Here is a 16,536-nt window from a genome sequence, read left to right as displayed (position 1 = left end):
AAAGGAATTGGAATGATGCTGTTTAAGCAACGAGAATACTTGAAGTATCTGCTGCCGGCTTTAACCGTCTTGGCGTTGATCAATATTTTCCCTACCTTTTTTTTGTATATCATCAGTCTTACGAATTATGATATTTCTCAGAGGGTTGAGGATCTTTCTTTTGTCGGACTTGAAAATTACCGTTACCTGTTTTCGATTGATAAGGATTTCTGGAAATCGATATGTATTACACTTACCTATACGTTTGTGAGTGTTACTGTCGAATTGATTCTTGGTTCGGCTATTGCTTTATTATTTGATGCCAATGCCCGGTTTCGAAAACTGAAATTGTCTCTTTTCATCATTCCCATGATTGCGACTCCCTCTATCATTGCGCTGATGTGGAAGTTGATTTTGAATGCGGAATATGGGGTTATGAATACCTTCCTCAGGTGGATGGGGTGTGCCGGGCGAAACTGGCTAAGTACCGATTTTGCTCTTGTTTCGCTTATCCTCATCGACATTTGGCAATGGACACCGTATGTGACACTTATGATATATTCTGGTTTGCAAACTGTTCCGCAAGAACCGCTGGAAGCAGCAGATGTCGACGGCGCATCTTGGTTCCAGAAACTTGTATGGATTGTCCTTCCTCATATCAGCACCATTGTTTCCATTACGCTCTTACTCAAACTGATTGAAAATCTTAAGAGTTTTGATATCGTTTATAACCTCACCCAGGGTGGGCCGGGGAATGCCACCGAGCTTCTTAGCCTTCATGTTTTCCGATTGGGCTTTAAGCAGACGCACTGGCTGGGCCGAGCTAGTGCCTGTGCCGTTATTTTGTTGCTCATTATCATTCCAATTGTTTCAAACCTGGCAAAAAAAATCAGTTATTCGAGAGAATCTGCATGAAGAGAAAGAAATCACCAATTATTCCCGTTGTTACGTGGATCATTATTCTTGCTGCGCTTGCCCCGGTTTTATGGATGCTGTTGATCTCCTTTAAACAACGCGTTGATATTATCAGCTTCTCGGTTTTGTTTAAGCCCACACTGGAAAACTACAAAACCGTGTTCCAGAAGTATGATTTTCTGCGTTTTATCCTGAATAGTACTATCGTCGTCGTGGCGACAACTGCAATTTCTGTGTTTCTGGGGACACTTGCCGCATATGGCTTGGCCCGGTTTCAATTCAGGAAAAAGGAGTCACTGGCGTTTGGAATCCTTTCTCTTAGAATGTTGCCTCCAATGGCGGTTGTCATTCCCTTCTTTATCATGGCCCGTTATACCCACCTTCTGGATACGCAGCTACTCCTGATCATTGTCTATTTGGGGTTCAATATTCCCTTTACCATCTGGATGATGAGAGGCTTTATTGAAGATGTGTCCTTGTCTATCGAGGAATCGGCATGGCTTGACGGATGTACGCGTCTGGAAGGTTTCTGCAGGGTTGTGTTTCCATCAATCTTCCCCGGTTTAGCCGCCACATCTATTTTCTGTTTTATCCAAAGCTGGAATGAATTTGCTTTAGCATTTTTCCTAACCAGTTTTAATTCCCGGACGGTTCCGACGATCGTCAACAGCTTCATTTCGGTGCTGGGGGTTTTATGGGGAGAAATGGCGGCTGTCGGTGTTGTCTCGATCCTTCCGATTGTCATTTTTACCATGTTCGTTCAGAAATATCTGGTAAAGGGCCTGACGATGGGGGCCATCAAAGGATAATTATAGTTGGTCGATATTGGCATCAAGGGCCTTTTTGATTGCAGCATGACGGTTATCTACTTCCATTGCCTCATAGATTCGGCTTGTGTAGTTTTTCACCGTCTGTTCTGCAAGGTAGAGCCTGTTTCCAATCTCCTTATTTGTGTATCCCTGGCAGATTAACAGAAGTAGCGCCCGTTCCTTGGCGCGCAGGGAGAGGAACCAAGAAGGCAGCGGTTCTTTGTTCAGCATGTTTGTCTTTGTTTGTTCCCACACTTTCTGCCGAGCCAATTTTCCGGCAATGGAAGGAGACATCTGGAATATACCGTTTTTCAGGGCCATGATGGATGTAATCAGCTCGTTGGGTGGAATGGTCTTAATGATATAACCGATGGCTCCGTTCTGAATGGCATGGAGAATATATTCATCGTCATCGAAGGTTGTCAGCATCATGATCTTAATGTCCGGAAATCGTTCATGGATGATTTTGGTTGCTTCCACTCCATCCAGAATAGGCATTCTGACATCCATCAAAATGATATCCGGAGCGGTTGATGCCGCAAGGGCAACGGCCTCTTCCCCGTTTTGAGCCAGGCCGACAACATCGAATTCTTTCGCTTTCAGTTTCAAAATATTGGACAGGCTTTCGCGAAAGAGTGTCTGGTCATCCGCGAGCACCAGTTTAATGCGATCCGACATCTGGTTGCCCCTCTTTGTATGGAATTTCTATATGCAGTTCAAACACATCTTTTTTTGCTTTGATGGTGAGCGTTCCTTTCAACATTCGTAAACGCTCTCGCATACCGGAGATACCCAAACCTTCTTCGTAATGAATCGACCCTTGTCCGTTGTCCCTGATAATAAGAAACAACGAATCTATGCTTTTTGTTAATAGAAAGACGATGTTCTTTGCCCTTCCATGATAAAGGGAGTTGGTAAGTCCTTCCTGCGAAATCCTGAGTAAAGCATAACTAACATGATACGGTAAAACAGACGGAAAGTTTGACGGAAAAACCTCTATGCTTATGCCCGTTGCTAAGGAAAAGGTCTCTGTCAGTTTGATGAGGTCCTTAATAAAAGAGCTCTTTCGTTTTTGCTGCGAGCGATAATTTAATAATATTTTTCTGACATCCTGATGCGCATTCTTTGCGTGATCCCTGGTTTTGACAATTAAGGTCAGAAGTGCACTCTCATCCTTTTGCTTGTAGCGGGCGATTGCTTCTTCCATCATTATTGTAGTGTTAACCATGGTATAACCAATAATGTCGTGAAGTTCCCGGGTCATGCGCAACCGCTCTTTTTCCGCAGATAGCTCTTCCATGCTCAGGGTATATTCCTGAATGGAACGATTAGCATTGGTAAGAAGACCGGTGGTTTCCTCCAGCTGCCTGTTTTTTTGTCTCAGTTCGATATTATTACTGATGAGGTCTTTGATAAAGAACATGATGAGAGAGACAAGTAGCAGAACAATTTCGGAGATAGCCAGAATTCGCCCTTTGGCTGCTTCAACCGTATAGCCTAAAAAGCGAAGCTTGAATTGGAATACGGTAAATGCCAGGAGAATAAAAGGGACCTTTATCCATGCAATTGGGCTATTGGTCATGATGATCATGGTAATAAGTGCACAACTGAGGATCATCTCAATAGTGAGGTCCTGTCCCATCGGTAGGCCAATAAGTACTAGTGAAACGAATTGTATCAACTCGGAAAAAAGCAGGCGGGAACTCTTCTGTAGGTAAAAGAAAATCTGGGATATGGAAGCACAAAACGATATGGCCATTAACAGGAGAAATTGCCATCGAAAGGCGGCCCAAAGCGAAGCACTATGAGATTGTATACTGCCATAGTAAAGGGTCGAAGCGAAATACAAAAGTAGGGAGTTACAGAACAAAAAGAGAGCGATAGTGCTGGCATATGGCAGAGAATGTACTTTGATGGCTATTCGTCTGTGGATCATCTGATGTTCTGTCATAGAAGATTTCATTCATTATATCATATATCTATAAGGCATTTCTTTTGATTCCTGATTTTTCCGAAACCACCAGGATTCGTAACACTACATGTGAAAAATTTTCTTCTAAGTTCGTACTATTTTACTTGTGAAACCGGTTTCAAGGGGCTATAATCATTCAGGACAATCACAATGACACAAGAGGGGTAACCATGGCCAATACTGTTATCAAAGGTGGCTTTTTGATGCTCGAAGAAGGCATTCGAAAGGCGTGGGGCGTGCGGGTGGAAGGGAATACCATCGTGCAGGTCGGACCCAACGAAAGCCTGACCGTTTCTGCCGGAGACAAATGTATCGATGCAACCGATAAGCTTATTGCTCCGGGATTTATCAACGGCCACATGCATATGTATGGTGTGCTTTCCCACGGTATCAGTGCCGATGCGGTAGTTACCGACTTTACCAGCTTCCTTGAGGATTTCTGGTGGCCCTATGTGGAGAACAGGATCGACCATCGTCTGGTGGAAATCACGACGAAGTGGGCCTGTGTGGAAATGATCAAAAGCGGTATCACCACCTTCATGGAGGTTCTGGAAGGGCCCAATTCGGTTCCCGGTGCTCTGGATATTGAGAAACGTGTTGTGGAGTCGGCAGGTCTTCGAGGCATCCTCAGTTTTGAGGCATGTGAGCGAATAAGTCCCGAGAATGGGCAGGTCGGTCTGAAGGAAAATATTGATTTTGCAAGGAACAACAATAAAGAGGGAAGTCTGGTGCAAGGGATGATTTCCATTCACACCTTGTTTACCGCCGGCAAAGAGTACATCATGCAGGCCAAAAAGGCGGCGGATGAACTGGGCTGCGGTATCCATATGCATCTTTCCGAAAGCGTGTACGAACCCAATTGGGTCATGGAGAAATACGGTAAGCGTCCCGTTGAATTGTACGATGAGTGGGGCTATCTCGGGCCTCACGTCCTTGCAAGCCAGGGTGTGCAAATGAGCCCGAAAGAGATCGACATTCTCGCCGAACGGGGGGTACGCGTGGTCCATATGCCCCTTTCAAATTGCGAGGTCGGCGGTGGTGTGGCCCCGATTCCGAGTTACCTGGAAAAAGGGGTGACCACCGGTCTCGGTACGGACGGTTATGTTAATAATTTTTTCGAGGTGATGCGGGGCGCCTTTCTGATCCATAAAGCCTACCATCAGGATCCTCAGGTGATGCCTGCCTCGGCGGTCTATGACACTGCCACAGCCCAAGGTGCAAGAGCGATGGGTAGAGACGATATCGGGACCATCAAAGAGGGGGCTCTGGCGGATATCATCACCATCGGTCTGGATACACCGACACCGATCAATGAGAAAAATGTGTACGATCAACTGATCCTTTTCCGAAACCCCGAGGATGTCTGTGAGGTTATGGTCAACGGCGTTCTTCTCAAAGAACAGGGAAAACTGCTTACCCTTGATGAGGCGGCGATCAAAGACGAACTGCGCGAGGCAACTGAGACGTTTTGGACCTTTTCATAACATCGTGGAGGAAAGATGATGATTAATATCAAAGAATTGAAGGGTGCCGATATCAGCTGTGAGCTTTGCGGCATCAACATGCAAAGTCCCTTTATTCTCTCATCCGGTCCACTCTCCTATGCGGCCGAGGGCCTGATCGAGGCTCACAAGGCAGGGGCAGGCGCCGTGGTGACAAAAACCATCCGCCTTAATGCGGCGATCAACCCGACTCCCCATATAGGAATCGTGAACGAGGATTCGCTGATCAACTGTGAAAAATGGGCGGACTCTCCTCCCGAGGTGTGGTTTGAGCGGGAAATCCCGATGACCAAGGCCGCCGGAGCGGTTGTTATTGCCAGCATCGGTCATACCCTTCCCGAAGCAGAGGCTCTGGTCAAACGTGCGGAGGCCGCCGGAGCCGATATGATCGAGCTTGTCAGTTATACTGAAGATACCTTGCTTCCCATGCTTGTTGCCACAAAAGAGCGGGTTTCCATTCCCGTCATCTGTAAACTGAGCGGGAATTGGCCCGATCCTGTCGGTACTGCCAGGAAGTGCCTTGAAAAGGGGGCGGACGCTATTTCCGCCATTGACTCTCTCGGACCGACCCTGAAGATCGACATTCAAAACGCCCGACCCGAAATGAACAGCGCCGACGGCTACGGTTGGCTTTCCGGAGCCGCCATGCGTCCGGTTGCCATGCGTATTGTATCGGAGATTGCACGAAACGGCTGTAGTCAACTTGTCGGTATCGGCGGTATCGGCAAGGCCGAGGACGCCGTGGAATACGTAATGGCCGGTGCCCAGGCCCTAGGCATCTGCTCCAGTCTGATCATTCACGGAATGGATTATCTCAACAAGCTTTGCCATGACCTTTCGGTTTTACTTGATCAGCTTGGCTATTCATCCCTTACCAAGGCAAAAGGCATTGCACTACCCAATTTCCCCACTGCGGAGCGAGTGGCAAAGCTTGAGTTCTCATATGAGCCCTACTACGCAAAATGCCAGGCTGCCTGTCCCGCCGGGGTTGATGTTCCCCTCTATCTTGATATGGTTCGGAAAGGTAACTATGTGCAGGCGTATGAAACCATCAGCGTTACCAATCCCTTTCCCGGAATCTGCGGCAGGGTCTGCGATCATCCCTGCGAGGGAAGTTGTCGGCGCTCTCTTTTCGATGATTCCTTGCAGATTCGTCTCATCAAACGGCTTGCCGCAGATAAAACCTATGAAAGCTTTGGCGACAAACTGCCGCTTCCCGAGATGCTTCCGAAGAACGGGAAAAAACTTGCCGTTATCGGCGCCGGGCCCGCAGGACTTACCGCCGCCTATTATCTTGCCAGGGTCGGCTACAGCGTGACGATCTTTGAGTCTCTCCCCATGGCGGGGGGCATGCTGGCCGTCGGTATCCCCGAGTTCCGACTTCCCAAGAATATCCTCAAACTGGAGGTCGATCGGGTCATCCGAATGGGCGTGGAAATCAGAACCGGTATTACCATCGGTAGGGATCTTTCCATAGAAGAGTTAAAACAGCAGGGCTACGAGCGAGTTCTCATTGCCACCGGAGCTCACGGAGATCCCGCGGTCGAGATTCCCGGTATGGATAAAGAGGGTGTCGTCTCCGGCGTCCGTTTCCTGCGGGATCTTGCGCTCGGTCGTTTCACCAGCCTTTCGGGCAAAAACGTCGCGGTGATCGGTGGTGGAAACGCTGCGGTGGATGCGGCACGATCCGCCTTGAGAATCGGTGCAGCATCGGTGACCCTCCTGTATCGTAGGGAACGGGAAGATATGCCCGCCTACGAAGAGGAGATCAGCGAGGCCGAAAAAGAGGGGGTACGCTATATCTTCCTTGCCGGCCCAAAGAGCATAGAGGGCAACGGCAAGGCCGCGGCCTTTCGCTACACCCCCATGAGCCTTGGCGAAATTGATGAGTCGGGACGTCGTAAGCCCGTTCCCTCCGGAGCTCCGTCGCAAAGCATCGATGCCGACTTTGTCATCATTGCAACCGGGCAGCGTGTTGATACCGATTTTCTTCCGCCCCTTTCCGATAGTTCGACCGGCAAGACAAAAAGCGATGGTATCTATGCCGCCGGAGACTGCACCAGTGAGACCGCATCGGTGATCGAGGCCATCGCCGCCGGCCGGAGAAGCGCCCAGGCGATACATCAAAGCCTCGGCGGAGCAGGTTCGGTTATGGAGACCAAAAGCCAGCATCGAAGCTACTTCATCGAGGTGACCGATGTGGGCAGTGCAAAAGAAGAGAGCCCGATGCTCCCCGTCTCCGAGCGCCTGTCAGGTTTCCCGGAGGTTGAAACCGGCCTCAGCGAGGATGCCGCTCGAAGAGAGGCCGCCCGCTGCATGCACTGCGGCTGTATCAACTGTCTGCGTTGTGTCGCCGTCTGCCCCTACAACGCAAGGACCCTTGATTTTCCGATCATGAGCGTGGATCGAGAACTTTGCCGCAGCTGCGGTGCCTGTGTCTCGGTTTGTCCCACCGGTGCCCTCACCGCAACGGTAGTGGACGAACTTGCAGAATCACGAATCTGATTCTCGATCTTGCAATTGATATACCCACTTTCCTTTTCGGCCGGAAGCAAAATCCTCCAGCTTCCGGCCGTTTTTTCTTTCCTCTTCCCGTGTTACACTATCGAGTATCTGAAGTAAACCTATATGAGGAGAATATATGAAACGCTTACCGCTCCTTTTTCTGTTGATGCTTATTTCCATCTCCACGCTCTTTGCTTCCAAAGAGCTTGATGCCAAGGTCGGGGATTTTTTTCAGGCCCTGAAACAGGAAAAGTATGAAGAAGGGATTACCAATTTGCTTGCCGGTTCATTGCTGGAAGAGAAAGTCGTGAATGTGACCCAAACACGTAACAACTGGATTGCCCAGTTTAGCCAGATCAAATCGCTCTACGGAGACTACCTTGCCTGGGACAAGGTCTCGACCGTCAGTCTCGGAGGGCTTGAGGAAACAACCTATTTTGTCTACTGCAGCGACTATCCGATTAAGATTGTCATCACCGAATACGACAACGGTACGGACCGTAAGATTATCAACATGTTCTTCGACGATCAGATCCTTGATACACTCAGAGATCACGGGAGCTATTTTTAGTTTTATTGGGGGGGGAAGCCTCCCCCCTCGTTTCAGCCGCGCCGCTCCTGCCGTCGCGGAGCGGCGGCGCAACGCTGACGCTTCCCGGCTCCGTCCCCTCCGCCGGGCGCCGCCTCGCGTCTTCCACTCCCCCCTACTGTTCCGAATATTGGTGATACATACCTCCTATCTCATTTTCCCATGGGCATATGTACGTAATGGCTCCTTTTTTTCCATTGCCACCGGACAAATGCACAGAGGAAAGAAGATACAGCGAATATATCACCAATATTCGGAACACTATAGAAAAGGAACGGGCCCGGGTGCAGAGGAGGGTCTGTGCTGGGGTCCGGGTCCGTTCCTGGAAAAGCCTTACTTACAAGCTATAGCAGATATGCTCCGCTATGCCTTCTTCCATTCTCCGTAGTAGGCAGCCTGGTAGATCGCCTTTACATCGGCAATCGAAGGCGCACCGGGATTGGTAAGGGTACATGGATCGTTATAGGCATTCTCACTCATACGATCCAGGACCGCTTTGAATTTTTCTTCGCTGAAGTCTACTTCATTGCAACTTGCGAAACTTGAGGGAATGTCGAGAACCTTATTCAGCCGCCTGATTTCATTTTCAAGGTTGTCGACCTTCAACGCCTTTTCCGCCAGTACGTACTTATCTGTCGATTTTTTGTTGAATTCGATGATCCAGGGCATCAAAATAGCATTTGCAAGGCCGTGGGTAACACCAAACTCTCCTCCGATCTTGTGCGCTAAAGAGTGCACCAGGCCGAGGGATGCGTTGGTGAAGGCCATGCCTGCCAGAGTGGATGCGTTATGCATATGGTAGCGGGCTTCCATATCGTTACCGTTTTTGTAGGCTTTGGGAAGCCATTCTGCAACCAGGGTGATTGCTTCGAGCGCGTAAGGGTCGGTAAAGCTGGTGGATGCGGTTGATACCAACGCTTCGGTAGCGTGTGCCATAACATCCATGCCGGTGTTTGCGGTGATATGTGCCGGCATCTTTGCGGGAAGAGCCGGATCAAGAATCGCTAGATCGGGAACCATTTCCGGAGAGACAAGGGGATATTTGATGTGGTTATCGGTATCCGTAATAACGGAAAACGCCGTGATTTCCGATGCTGTGCCACTTGTCGAGGGGATGGCTGCAAAACGTGCCTTTGTTCTGAGTTTTGGCATGGTAAGTGGGGTAACAATGTCTTCAAAGGTAAGTTCTGGGTGTTCGTAGAAGCACCACATCACCTTTGCCGCATCCAGGGCAGAACCTCCGCCGATGGCCACGATCCAATCGGGCTGGAAAGCGATCATCGCTTCGGCGCCTTTCTTTACCGTTTTGACCGAGGGGTTTGGTTCAACCCCGTCTATCACGGCTGTTTTCATGCCCGCTTTTTCGAGAATATTTTTTGCCTGATCAAGAAAGCCGAACCGTTTCATTGAGCTTCCGCCGGTTACCAGCATCGCTTTTTTCCCTTCCAGCTCTCCAAGTTTATCCAGGGCCTTCTCGCCATATACAATCGTCCTTGGAACCGAATAGTTCATGACTGCCATAACGTGCCTCCTTGGTATCGTTATCTAATTACCGATATAAATATATCGATAAATAATAAAGCAGTCAATCCCTTTGCGAAAATTATGGCCGAATTGGGGCAATACGGTGTGGAGAATAATCAATTTTTAGCTTTAGAAGTGTCTGACCACCAATATTCGGGACACTATCTGTTAGGCTTTGCTATTTACGGCTGCGAAGTGGGAAAGAGAGCCCATACCAAGTTCTCAACATACGCATTCCTGGTTGCCTTATCAGACAGTTTCACATTGCTAAAGGGCTCCAATAGCTTCGGCATCAGTCCCGGATATATCATGGTTGCACTGGTGAGATAGACAAGTTTCGTTTGCACCTCTTGTTTTGTATAGAAGTTACTGCTTGTCAGGATTTCTGCTTCGAGTGCGGAAAGAAATGCATTTATGCATTCTACTCCCGGAGTTTCGTAGTTCCCTTCGATGAAGGGCTCATAAAAATGGGCACGGCTGATGCCTGGAAATTTGAGGGCTCCCTCTAATAGAAAGGAGAAAATATGAGTAAGGCGTTCCTGCACCGGTTTCCCGACGGAATCACTAAAATCGTTTAAATCAAAAGCATTTTCAAGTGTCCGTTCCATTGCCACTTGCAGGAGATGCTCTTTGCTTCGAAAGTAGTAGCTGATGGCGGCGCTATTGACTCCTGCTCTCTGAGCGATTCTTCGTATTGTGGCGTCGTGGATGCCGAAGGTTTCGATACATTCGATGGTGGCAAGAATAATCTGTTCCTCATTCTCTGACCGTGTGTCTTGTTGTGTCTTCATCAATCAGGCTCCTTTTCCTGTTCTATGCCGCACATGCGTTCCGAGATTTGCCATAATCGTTCTGCCGCCGCTTGGTTGAGTGCCGATGCATCCGGTGCAACTGGCATGTTGTTCCGCCAATAGAGCTGCCCGCTGTTATAAACGGTGGGTTCTGTTGCAAGAAACACCGATGTTTCCGCACCTTCTATAGGCGGACGTCCCTGTGCCATCCGAACTTTCCACACCAACTTTGCCAAACCGCCGCTTGATTTTAACCCAATTTCGGTACGAACCAGGCCCGGGTCGGCCACAAAGGCTTGTATGCCGGTCCTTGCCGAATATCGTCTGTTGAACTCTGCGGAAAAAAGCACATTGGCGAGCTTTGTTTGTTTATAGGCACGAAGCCCGCTGTAATGTTTGCGGAGCTGGATATCGTTCCAACGAAGATGCGTGTGGCGGTGTGAGGCGGAGCTCACACTTATTATTCTGGGCTCAGAGGCCTTTGAGAGTGCCGGGAGCAATGCAAGGGTGAGATGGAAGTGGGCAAGATAGTTCACTGCAAATTGGAGTTCTATGCCATCCTCTGTTTGTATAAACCAGTTGGAAAAGGTTCCTGCATTGTTGATCAAAACATCAAGCGTCCCCCTTCCTCCATTCTGTGACATCAGCATGATTTCTTTTGCCGCTCGTTTGATCTGATTCTGTGAAGAGAGATCAGCAACGGTGAATTCGCAGCCGGAGGCACCGGCCTTTTCTATCGTAGCCTTTGCCTGGACACAACGTTCTTCGGATCTGCCTATGCCGATTATGTACCACCCTTGCTGTGCAAGGGCCTGTGCCGTGGCCAAGCCGATTCCCGATGTCGCTCCCGTTATTACCGCAGTTTTATTCATGCATCACCTCGCGTATTCTTCATCATATCCCGGATGGATCTTCTAGTCAATCAACTGATTAAAACATGTGATTGACTTTTTTTTATTAATCAAATAATTTAATCATATGATTAAATAAGGAGTCGCATATGATTTCTGTTTTTCTGACGGGAGCTACGGGCGGACTTGGTAAAGCTTTTGCTGTGGAATGCGCTTCCCGGGGATGGAGTCTATTTCTTACCGATAGGCAGACAGCTTCTTTAAGGATACTTGCCGAATCACTGCAGCGCCAATTTTCTTGTGATGTTGAGTATTATCCCTGTGATTTGACCGATACGAGATCACGGCAGGAATTATATCAGTATGTAAAAGGTGAGGGGCTTCAATTCAACATGCTAATCAATGTGGCCGGGCTGGATTACGAAGGTCCCTTTCTCGAGCGCAGCGGAAGCGAGGTTCGAAATCTTTTGCGCCTCAATATCGAATCATCACTTGAAACGACAGCACAGCTGTTTCGGTTGCGGGAAGAGGGTAGGCCTTTTCGGATTGTCACCGTAGCAAGTTTGGCTGCGTTTTACCCAATGCCGATCAAAGCGATGTACGCTGCTTCGAAGCGTTTTCTCCTTAATTTCTTTGTGGCATTCCGGGAGGAGATTCGTGATGTGGGAGGTTCTGTGACAATTCTCTGCCCCGCTGGGATGCCTACACGGCCTGATCTCATCGATTCCATTGAATCGCAGGGAATCATGGGGCGAATAACTACGCGGAATGTAGGAATGGTGGCCTCAAAAACCATCGATTCGGCCTTAAGAAACCGGCTCATATATATTCCTGGAAGGATCAACGGTGTTCTTCGCTCTTTGGGCCTGGTTATGCCAATGCAAGTTGTTGCTGCGGTAATTGGTTCCCGTTGGAAAAACCGCCGTGCAAAACGCACCATGGCGTTCTTATAGCGCCTGCTTCTGTGATCCCGTGACTATCTGTCAGAAGTCGAGGGGGCTTATGACGCTCAATTTATTCTTTTCTGCTATATGGGTGTAGATCATTGTCGTAGATACATCTGAGTGCCCCATCAATTCTTGTATCGATCGAATATCATAGCCATGCTCGATAAGATGTGTTGCAAAACTGTGGCGTAGGGTGTGGACAGTTGCATGCTTTTGTATTCCTGCACGGTCCAATGCCTTTTTGAAACTTCCCTGGAGTGTAGACGAGTAGATGTGATGCCTACGGACTATTCCACTCATAGGATCGATGGAAAGTTTTGGGGAAGGAAAAAGCCAAAACCACTTCCACTCTTTTCCTGCAAGCGGGTATTTCTGCTCTAAGGCAAAGGGCAGCATGACCCCATTTCGATGTTCTGCCCGATCATCCTCATAAAGTAAATGAATATGGGCCATATGAGTTTTAACATCCTGATGCAGTGATTGAGGAAAAAGTGTTTTTCGATCTTTATTGCCTTTGCCTGCCCGAACAAAAAGTACCCCATTTTCAAAATCAAGATCTTTTATCCGTAAGGAAAGACATTCACTGATTCTTAATCCACCTCCGTAAATGATTCTACACATAAGCTTGTGCAGGACCGGGAGACACAAAAGTGTAGCATCGATTTCCTTTTTCGATAGTACGACGGGAAGCCGTTGTGGGATTTTGGAAGCGACTGTCCCACTCAGATCTTCAATAGGAATTGCTAAAACGTAACGATAGAAATAGAGGAGGGCGTTAAATGCTTGCCGTTGTGTTGCTACTGCAACTTTTCGATCCACAGCCAGATGCGAGAGATACTTTTTAACATGTTGTTCTGTCAGTTTATCGGGCGTTAGGCGAGACCACCGAGCAAATCGTTCAACCCACCCAAGATAAGTTTTTTCAGTAGCGTAGGATTTGTGCTGAATCCTGAGGCTTTGTCGCATTATCCTGGTTGCTTCGTCCCACAGCCGTATAACAGATAATTCCCTTTGTTCCTGAGGTTTAGGATCTTCTGTATTTTTGACTCTTGCTTTATAAGGGGGAGTCGGTTTATACGAAGTATCGTGTTTTGGGAGTTTACCTGTAAAGCGTAAGTAAAGATAGACCGCTTCCTTTGCCTGAAGGACCTGCCATGGTTCAAAACGGGCGGAAAGCATTGAAAGATAATCTGCTACAGAACCAAAGGGTCTGCCTTTTTTGAAGGCATGATATTTTGCTACCCAGTTTTGCAAATATGTTGCCTTTTTCTCATTGTAGCGTAGCCTTTCTGTAAGGTATCTATAAAAACTATTATCGTGCATGACTTCTAACAGTATAAATGCAGAAATCTCCTGAAGTATTCAACATTGGAAGTACTATTGTTGATGTCCGGATGAATAGGAGAGACTGCACATTACGTGCTGGAAACGATATCTACTGTTCGGAATCCTAGTGATTGAAAAGAGATAATTCCTTTTCTCACCATCAATTGAAAGTTAAACCATGGGAGAAAGTATGGCAGGTTTAAAAGAAAGGTGTCTACCGTGCTAAACGGCATGTGTACCATCAGGATTCCGAGCACTAAGTAAAGTTTACCTATTTCATGAAAAATTTGCAGAAAAGGCAAGAGTTAGTGTAAAGTGTATGAAAGCTGGTTTTGGGGCAACTATTGGGACAGTATGTAATCAAGGTTCCCACTGGCATCATGGCGCTGGGACTAAACTGGTGTGGTAGGTAGGTTATGCCCACTGGGTATATCTCTATTATGTAGCACGTTATGACCATTGTTGACGGGAATAATGTATGTATGAGGAAGTTTTATGGCCATAAGTAATGTGCTAAGCGGTTTATGCGGAATAAGAGAGAAGTTATTATGTTATGCTTAATTGGGGATGCGGTTTAAATAGTAGGTGATGAAGTGATTTATGAACAGTTACAAAGATCAAGGAAGAAATTAACTATGGAAGCGTATGAATATATTTAGAGAAAATAGTAATAATCATAAAATTAAAGAAATCAATTATCAAAATATACGCTTTGAGGCTGAAGTTAAAAATTATGATAATAGATATGATATGCATTCATTTTTTATTGCAAATAGAAATGAAATATTCGGGGAATATATTTTCTTATTACATGAAGAACAGTTAAGTCAGGAAAGCTCTATAGATTTTATTGGATTCAATGAAAGTGGTGCAGTGTTATTAATAGAAATAAAACGTGGTGAAGACATGAGAAATAGACAGGAAGTGATATCGCAGATAGGAAAATATGCTTTAGATTCATTTTCAATTTATAATCTTATAATCGATAGAGAAAGATTTCTATCAAAAATTGAAAATGATGAAATGATAAATAAGAAAATGAATGATAGACTTGTCTCAAAAATAGAAAATAATATTAAACAAAATAATATAAATTTGTTTCTTTTTACAGAGGACGCTACAGATGAAGTACTAACTTCGTGCTATTTTATATCGTATGGGCAGAAGTTTCATAAGATTACGGTAATTGAAATGAAACGTATAAAAATTAATGACGAATTCTATTGTATAGTTAAACAATATAATAAACAACAATTATTAAATAGTAATAGAAAGGGAAAAGCAAATTTAGCAAATAAGATTGATAAAATTACTAATAATTTTATAAGAGAAGAAATAAAGATCCAAATAGATAGATGGGAAGAAAAGGGCTTCGTAGTATCTCCGTTAACCGTCTCAACACCTGAATATTTTACATTTTATTGGGAAAATAATCAGAGTGCATGGGTATCGTTTTATGTAATGAAAAAAAGATATAGAATACTTTCGGACGAAATAAAAGCAAATAGTATTGTTTTTCAAATAAAAGAAAATGAAAAAGATGAATATGCTTGGGTAATAAAGAGAATGGAAACATTTAACAATTATTATAAATTGGAATCTAAAAGAGGTGTCAATAAAACAGATTATACTTGTTATTGTGTAGAAGTTACTGACTATGAGAGTAATGAGATAGAAGAGGTGTTTAAATTAATTCAGAAGGTAGCCGTGATGAGGAGAGATAAATACTATAAGAATAAAGAATAAGCATAACCAGCAATTGGAGCAGACGTGGCTACTGTCATGGTTTGTGCTGAGGATTGGGTAAAGAAGAGCTTGGGTTAAAAGTGGAAGCACTAATCTGTGAAAGATATGGTATAATGCATGAAGGAAAGAGCACAAACACATGCCAGTGAACGCCACGCAGCTCAATTGAATGTTATATTTTAAAGATGAAAGAAGGATGACCTAATGCCAAAAGAAGGATATAAAAAAACATATCACTTCCTAAAAAAGAAATATGAGGATAAATCCCTTTTTACTTTTACAGAATTAGCAGAGGCCGCAGACTACAAAGTAACATCAATTCATACATACTTTAGAAATAGCTTGAAAAATAAGTTCATTTCTCAAAAAGATAAAAATAAATTAATCGCATTAGATGAAATTGACTCGTTTTCCGAAAACGAATTTATTCAGTATTGCTCACAGAAAAAAGTCGATGACATTTTAGAATTAGATTTAAGCGATTATTTAAGAGAGAATTCTATACAGTGTATGCTCTCTGCTATCGAATTACACAATAAACCAAACATTTCATACCGCTATCAGACTGTCGCTATATTATTAATTAATTCTTGGGAATTAATTCTTAAATCTTATATTACAAAATATTATCCAGATATTAATATTTTCCAAAGTGATGGTCATTCAAAACCTTTCGAAAAGATACTTAATTGTGTGATTGATCAGCTTGGAAAGGAATATTTCCACATCAGAGAAAATTTGATAGTATTATACGAATATCGTTGTAAGTTTATACATTTCTATGAAGAGGATATTGACCCACTATCCCCCTGTGTCAACATAGATTACGCCTGATGTGAGAATTTAATTTCTTCATCAGAGAACAGAACTATGGAGACAGTATGAGGTACAGCAGAGCCATCAAAGAATCAGTCTTGAAAAAAGTCTTACCCCCTGAGAAGCGGAGTATCCGTGAGGTAGCCCTGGAATACGGCATAAACGATCAGACCATCCGAAACTGGATAGAGCAGGTAAATAACGGTATACTGAACCTGGATGCAGAGTTAGGACCTGCCGCTCTGGGCAACAGAGAAAAGTTTC

Annotated in this window: 15 protein-coding genes; 9 read left to right on the top strand and 6 right to left on the bottom strand. The window is 45.5% G+C overall.

What is annotated here, in order from left to right:
- Window positions 1–12 precede the first annotated feature (12 nt).
- Window positions 13–894 (top strand): carbohydrate ABC transporter permease, encoded by an 882-nt coding sequence (locus tag F459_RS0101820; protein ID WP_020611026.1) that lies wholly within the window; start codon window positions 13–15, stop codon window positions 892–894.
- Window positions 891–1,703 carry a carbohydrate ABC transporter permease gene (locus tag F459_RS0101815; RefSeq protein ID WP_020611025.1) on the top strand — a complete coding sequence of 271 codons (813 nt, stop codon included), beginning with the start codon at window positions 891–893 and terminating at the stop codon, window positions 1,701–1,703. The genes F459_RS0101820 and F459_RS0101815 overlap by 4 nt, the downstream gene beginning before the upstream one ends.
- Here the strand turns inward: F459_RS0101815 and F459_RS0101810 are convergent, their stop codons facing one another.
- Together F459_RS0101810 and F459_RS0101805 are read right to left on the bottom strand one after the other, a co-directional pair.
- On the bottom strand, window positions 1,704–2,381 hold the full coding sequence (locus F459_RS0101810) for a response regulator transcription factor (protein WP_020611024.1): 678 nt from the start codon (window positions 2,379–2,381) through the stop codon (window positions 1,704–1,706).
- Window positions 2,365–3,666, bottom strand: a complete 1,302-nt coding sequence (locus F459_RS0101805) for a sensor histidine kinase (RefSeq protein ID WP_245540049.1) — start codon at window positions 3,664–3,666, stop codon at window positions 2,365–2,367. Before F459_RS0101805 ends, F459_RS0101810 begins: the two co-directional genes overlap by 17 nt.
- Window positions 3,667–3,845: 179 nt before the next feature.
- Between F459_RS0101805 and F459_RS0101800 the strand changes: the two genes are divergently transcribed.
- The 3 genes from F459_RS0101800 to F459_RS0101785 all read left to right on the top strand — a co-directional run bounded on the left by F459_RS0101800 (window position 3,846) and on the right by F459_RS0101785 (window position 8,253).
- Entirely contained in the window at window positions 3,846–5,159 is a 1,314-nt protein-coding gene (locus tag F459_RS0101800) for an amidohydrolase family protein (protein ID WP_020611022.1), read from the top strand.
- Window positions 5,160–5,174: 15 nt separating this feature from the next.
- Entirely contained in the window at window positions 5,175–7,682 is a 2,508-nt protein-coding gene (locus F459_RS0101795) for an FAD-dependent oxidoreductase (protein WP_020611021.1), read from the top strand.
- Between the two features lie 136 nt (window positions 7,683–7,818).
- Window positions 7,819–8,253, top strand: coding sequence for a hypothetical protein (locus tag F459_RS0101785; RefSeq protein ID WP_033301086.1), 435 nt, complete (start codon window positions 7,819–7,821; stop codon window positions 8,251–8,253).
- 381 nt (window positions 8,254–8,634) lie between these two features.
- Here the strand turns inward: F459_RS0101785 and F459_RS0101780 are convergent, their stop codons facing one another.
- The 3 genes from F459_RS0101780 to F459_RS0101770 all read right to left on the bottom strand — a co-directional run bounded on the left by F459_RS0101780 (window position 8,635) and on the right by F459_RS0101770 (window position 11,458).
- Window positions 8,635–9,792, bottom strand: coding sequence for an iron-containing alcohol dehydrogenase (locus F459_RS0101780; protein ID WP_020611018.1), 1,158 nt, complete (start codon window positions 9,790–9,792; stop codon window positions 8,635–8,637).
- Between the two features lie 185 nt (window positions 9,793–9,977).
- Window positions 9,978–10,586 (bottom strand): TetR/AcrR family transcriptional regulator, encoded by a 609-nt coding sequence (locus F459_RS0101775; RefSeq protein ID WP_020611017.1) that lies wholly within the window; start codon window positions 10,584–10,586, stop codon window positions 9,978–9,980.
- A complete protein-coding gene (locus F459_RS0101770) occupies window positions 10,586–11,458 on the bottom strand; it encodes an SDR family oxidoreductase (RefSeq protein ID WP_020611016.1) in 873 nt (290 codons plus the stop codon). Before F459_RS0101770 ends, F459_RS0101775 begins: the two co-directional genes overlap by 1 nt.
- 128 nt (window positions 11,459–11,586) lie before the next feature.
- Between F459_RS0101770 and F459_RS0101765 the strand changes: the two genes are divergently transcribed.
- Complete coding sequence (locus F459_RS0101765; RefSeq protein ID WP_020611015.1) at window positions 11,587–12,390, top strand: SDR family NAD(P)-dependent oxidoreductase; 804 nt, start codon at window positions 11,587–11,589, stop codon at window positions 12,388–12,390.
- 30 nt (window positions 12,391–12,420) lie between these two features.
- Here F459_RS0101765 and F459_RS0101760 read toward each other — a convergent pair whose 3' ends face one another.
- Window positions 12,421–13,707 carry an integron integrase gene (locus F459_RS0101760; RefSeq protein WP_020611014.1) on the bottom strand — a complete coding sequence of 429 codons (1,287 nt, stop codon included), beginning with the start codon at window positions 13,705–13,707 and terminating at the stop codon, window positions 12,421–12,423.
- Between the two features lie 648 nt (window positions 13,708–14,355).
- Here F459_RS0101760 and F459_RS0101755 point away from each other — a divergent pair.
- From F459_RS0101755 to F459_RS0101745, 3 genes are all read left to right on the top strand, one after another.
- On the top strand, window positions 14,356–15,456 hold the full coding sequence (locus F459_RS0101755) for a hypothetical protein (RefSeq protein WP_020611013.1): 1,101 nt from the start codon (window positions 14,356–14,358) through the stop codon (window positions 15,454–15,456).
- Between the two features lie 204 nt (window positions 15,457–15,660).
- Entirely contained in the window at window positions 15,661–16,290 is a 630-nt protein-coding gene (locus F459_RS0101750; protein WP_020611012.1) for a DUF3644 domain-containing protein, read from the top strand.
- A 47-nt stretch (window positions 16,291–16,337) separates the two neighbouring features.
- Window positions 16,338–16,536, top strand: a 199-nt coding sequence (locus F459_RS0101745; RefSeq protein WP_020611011.1) for a transposase, incomplete at its 3' end; no start/stop codon positions are given.

This window comes from Sediminispirochaeta bajacaliforniensis DSM 16054 (assembly GCF_000378205.1).
Taxonomy (GTDB): domain Bacteria; phylum Spirochaetota; class Spirochaetia; order DSM-16054; family Sediminispirochaetaceae; genus Sediminispirochaeta; species Sediminispirochaeta bajacaliforniensis.
Note: the sequence above shows the minus strand (reverse complement) of the source record. Positions and strands in the feature narration are given on the sequence as shown.

Coding starts and splice junctions, on each gene's coding strand:
- F459_RS0101820 (WP_020611026.1), top strand. CDS start 13: ATGATGCTGTTTAAGCAACGAGAATACTTGAAGTATCTGCTGCCGGCT.
- F459_RS0101815 (WP_020611025.1), top strand. CDS start 891: ATGAAGAGAAAGAAATCACCAATTATTCCCGTTGTTACGTGGATCATT.
- F459_RS0101810 (WP_020611024.1), bottom strand. CDS start 2,381: ATGTCGGATCGCATTAAACTGGTGCTCGCGGATGACCAGACACTCTTT.
- F459_RS0101805 (WP_245540049.1), bottom strand. CDS start 3,666: ATGAAATCTTCTATGACAGAACATCAGATGATCCACAGACGAATAGCC.
- F459_RS0101765 (WP_020611015.1), top strand. CDS start 11,587: ATGATTTCTGTTTTTCTGACGGGAGCTACGGGCGGACTTGGTAAAGCT.
- F459_RS0101750 (WP_020611012.1), top strand. CDS start 15,661: ATGCCAAAAGAAGGATATAAAAAAACATATCACTTCCTAAAAAAGAAA.
- F459_RS0101780 (WP_020611018.1), bottom strand. CDS start 9,792: ATGGCAGTCATGAACTATTCGGTTCCAAGGACGATTGTATATGGCGAG.
- F459_RS0101795 (WP_020611021.1), top strand. CDS start 5,175: ATGATGATTAATATCAAAGAATTGAAGGGTGCCGATATCAGCTGTGAG.
- F459_RS0101770 (WP_020611016.1), bottom strand. CDS start 11,458: ATGAATAAAACTGCGGTAATAACGGGAGCGACATCGGGAATCGGCTTG.
- F459_RS0101755 (WP_020611013.1), top strand. CDS start 14,356: ATGAATATATTTAGAGAAAATAGTAATAATCATAAAATTAAAGAAATC.
- F459_RS0101785 (WP_033301086.1), top strand. CDS start 7,819: ATGAAACGCTTACCGCTCCTTTTTCTGTTGATGCTTATTTCCATCTCC.
- F459_RS0101760 (WP_020611014.1), bottom strand. CDS start 13,707: ATGCACGATAATAGTTTTTATAGATACCTTACAGAAAGGCTACGCTAC.
- F459_RS0101800 (WP_020611022.1), top strand. CDS start 3,846: ATGGCCAATACTGTTATCAAAGGTGGCTTTTTGATGCTCGAAGAAGGC.
- F459_RS0101775 (WP_020611017.1), bottom strand. CDS start 10,586: ATGAAGACACAACAAGACACACGGTCAGAGAATGAGGAACAGATTATT.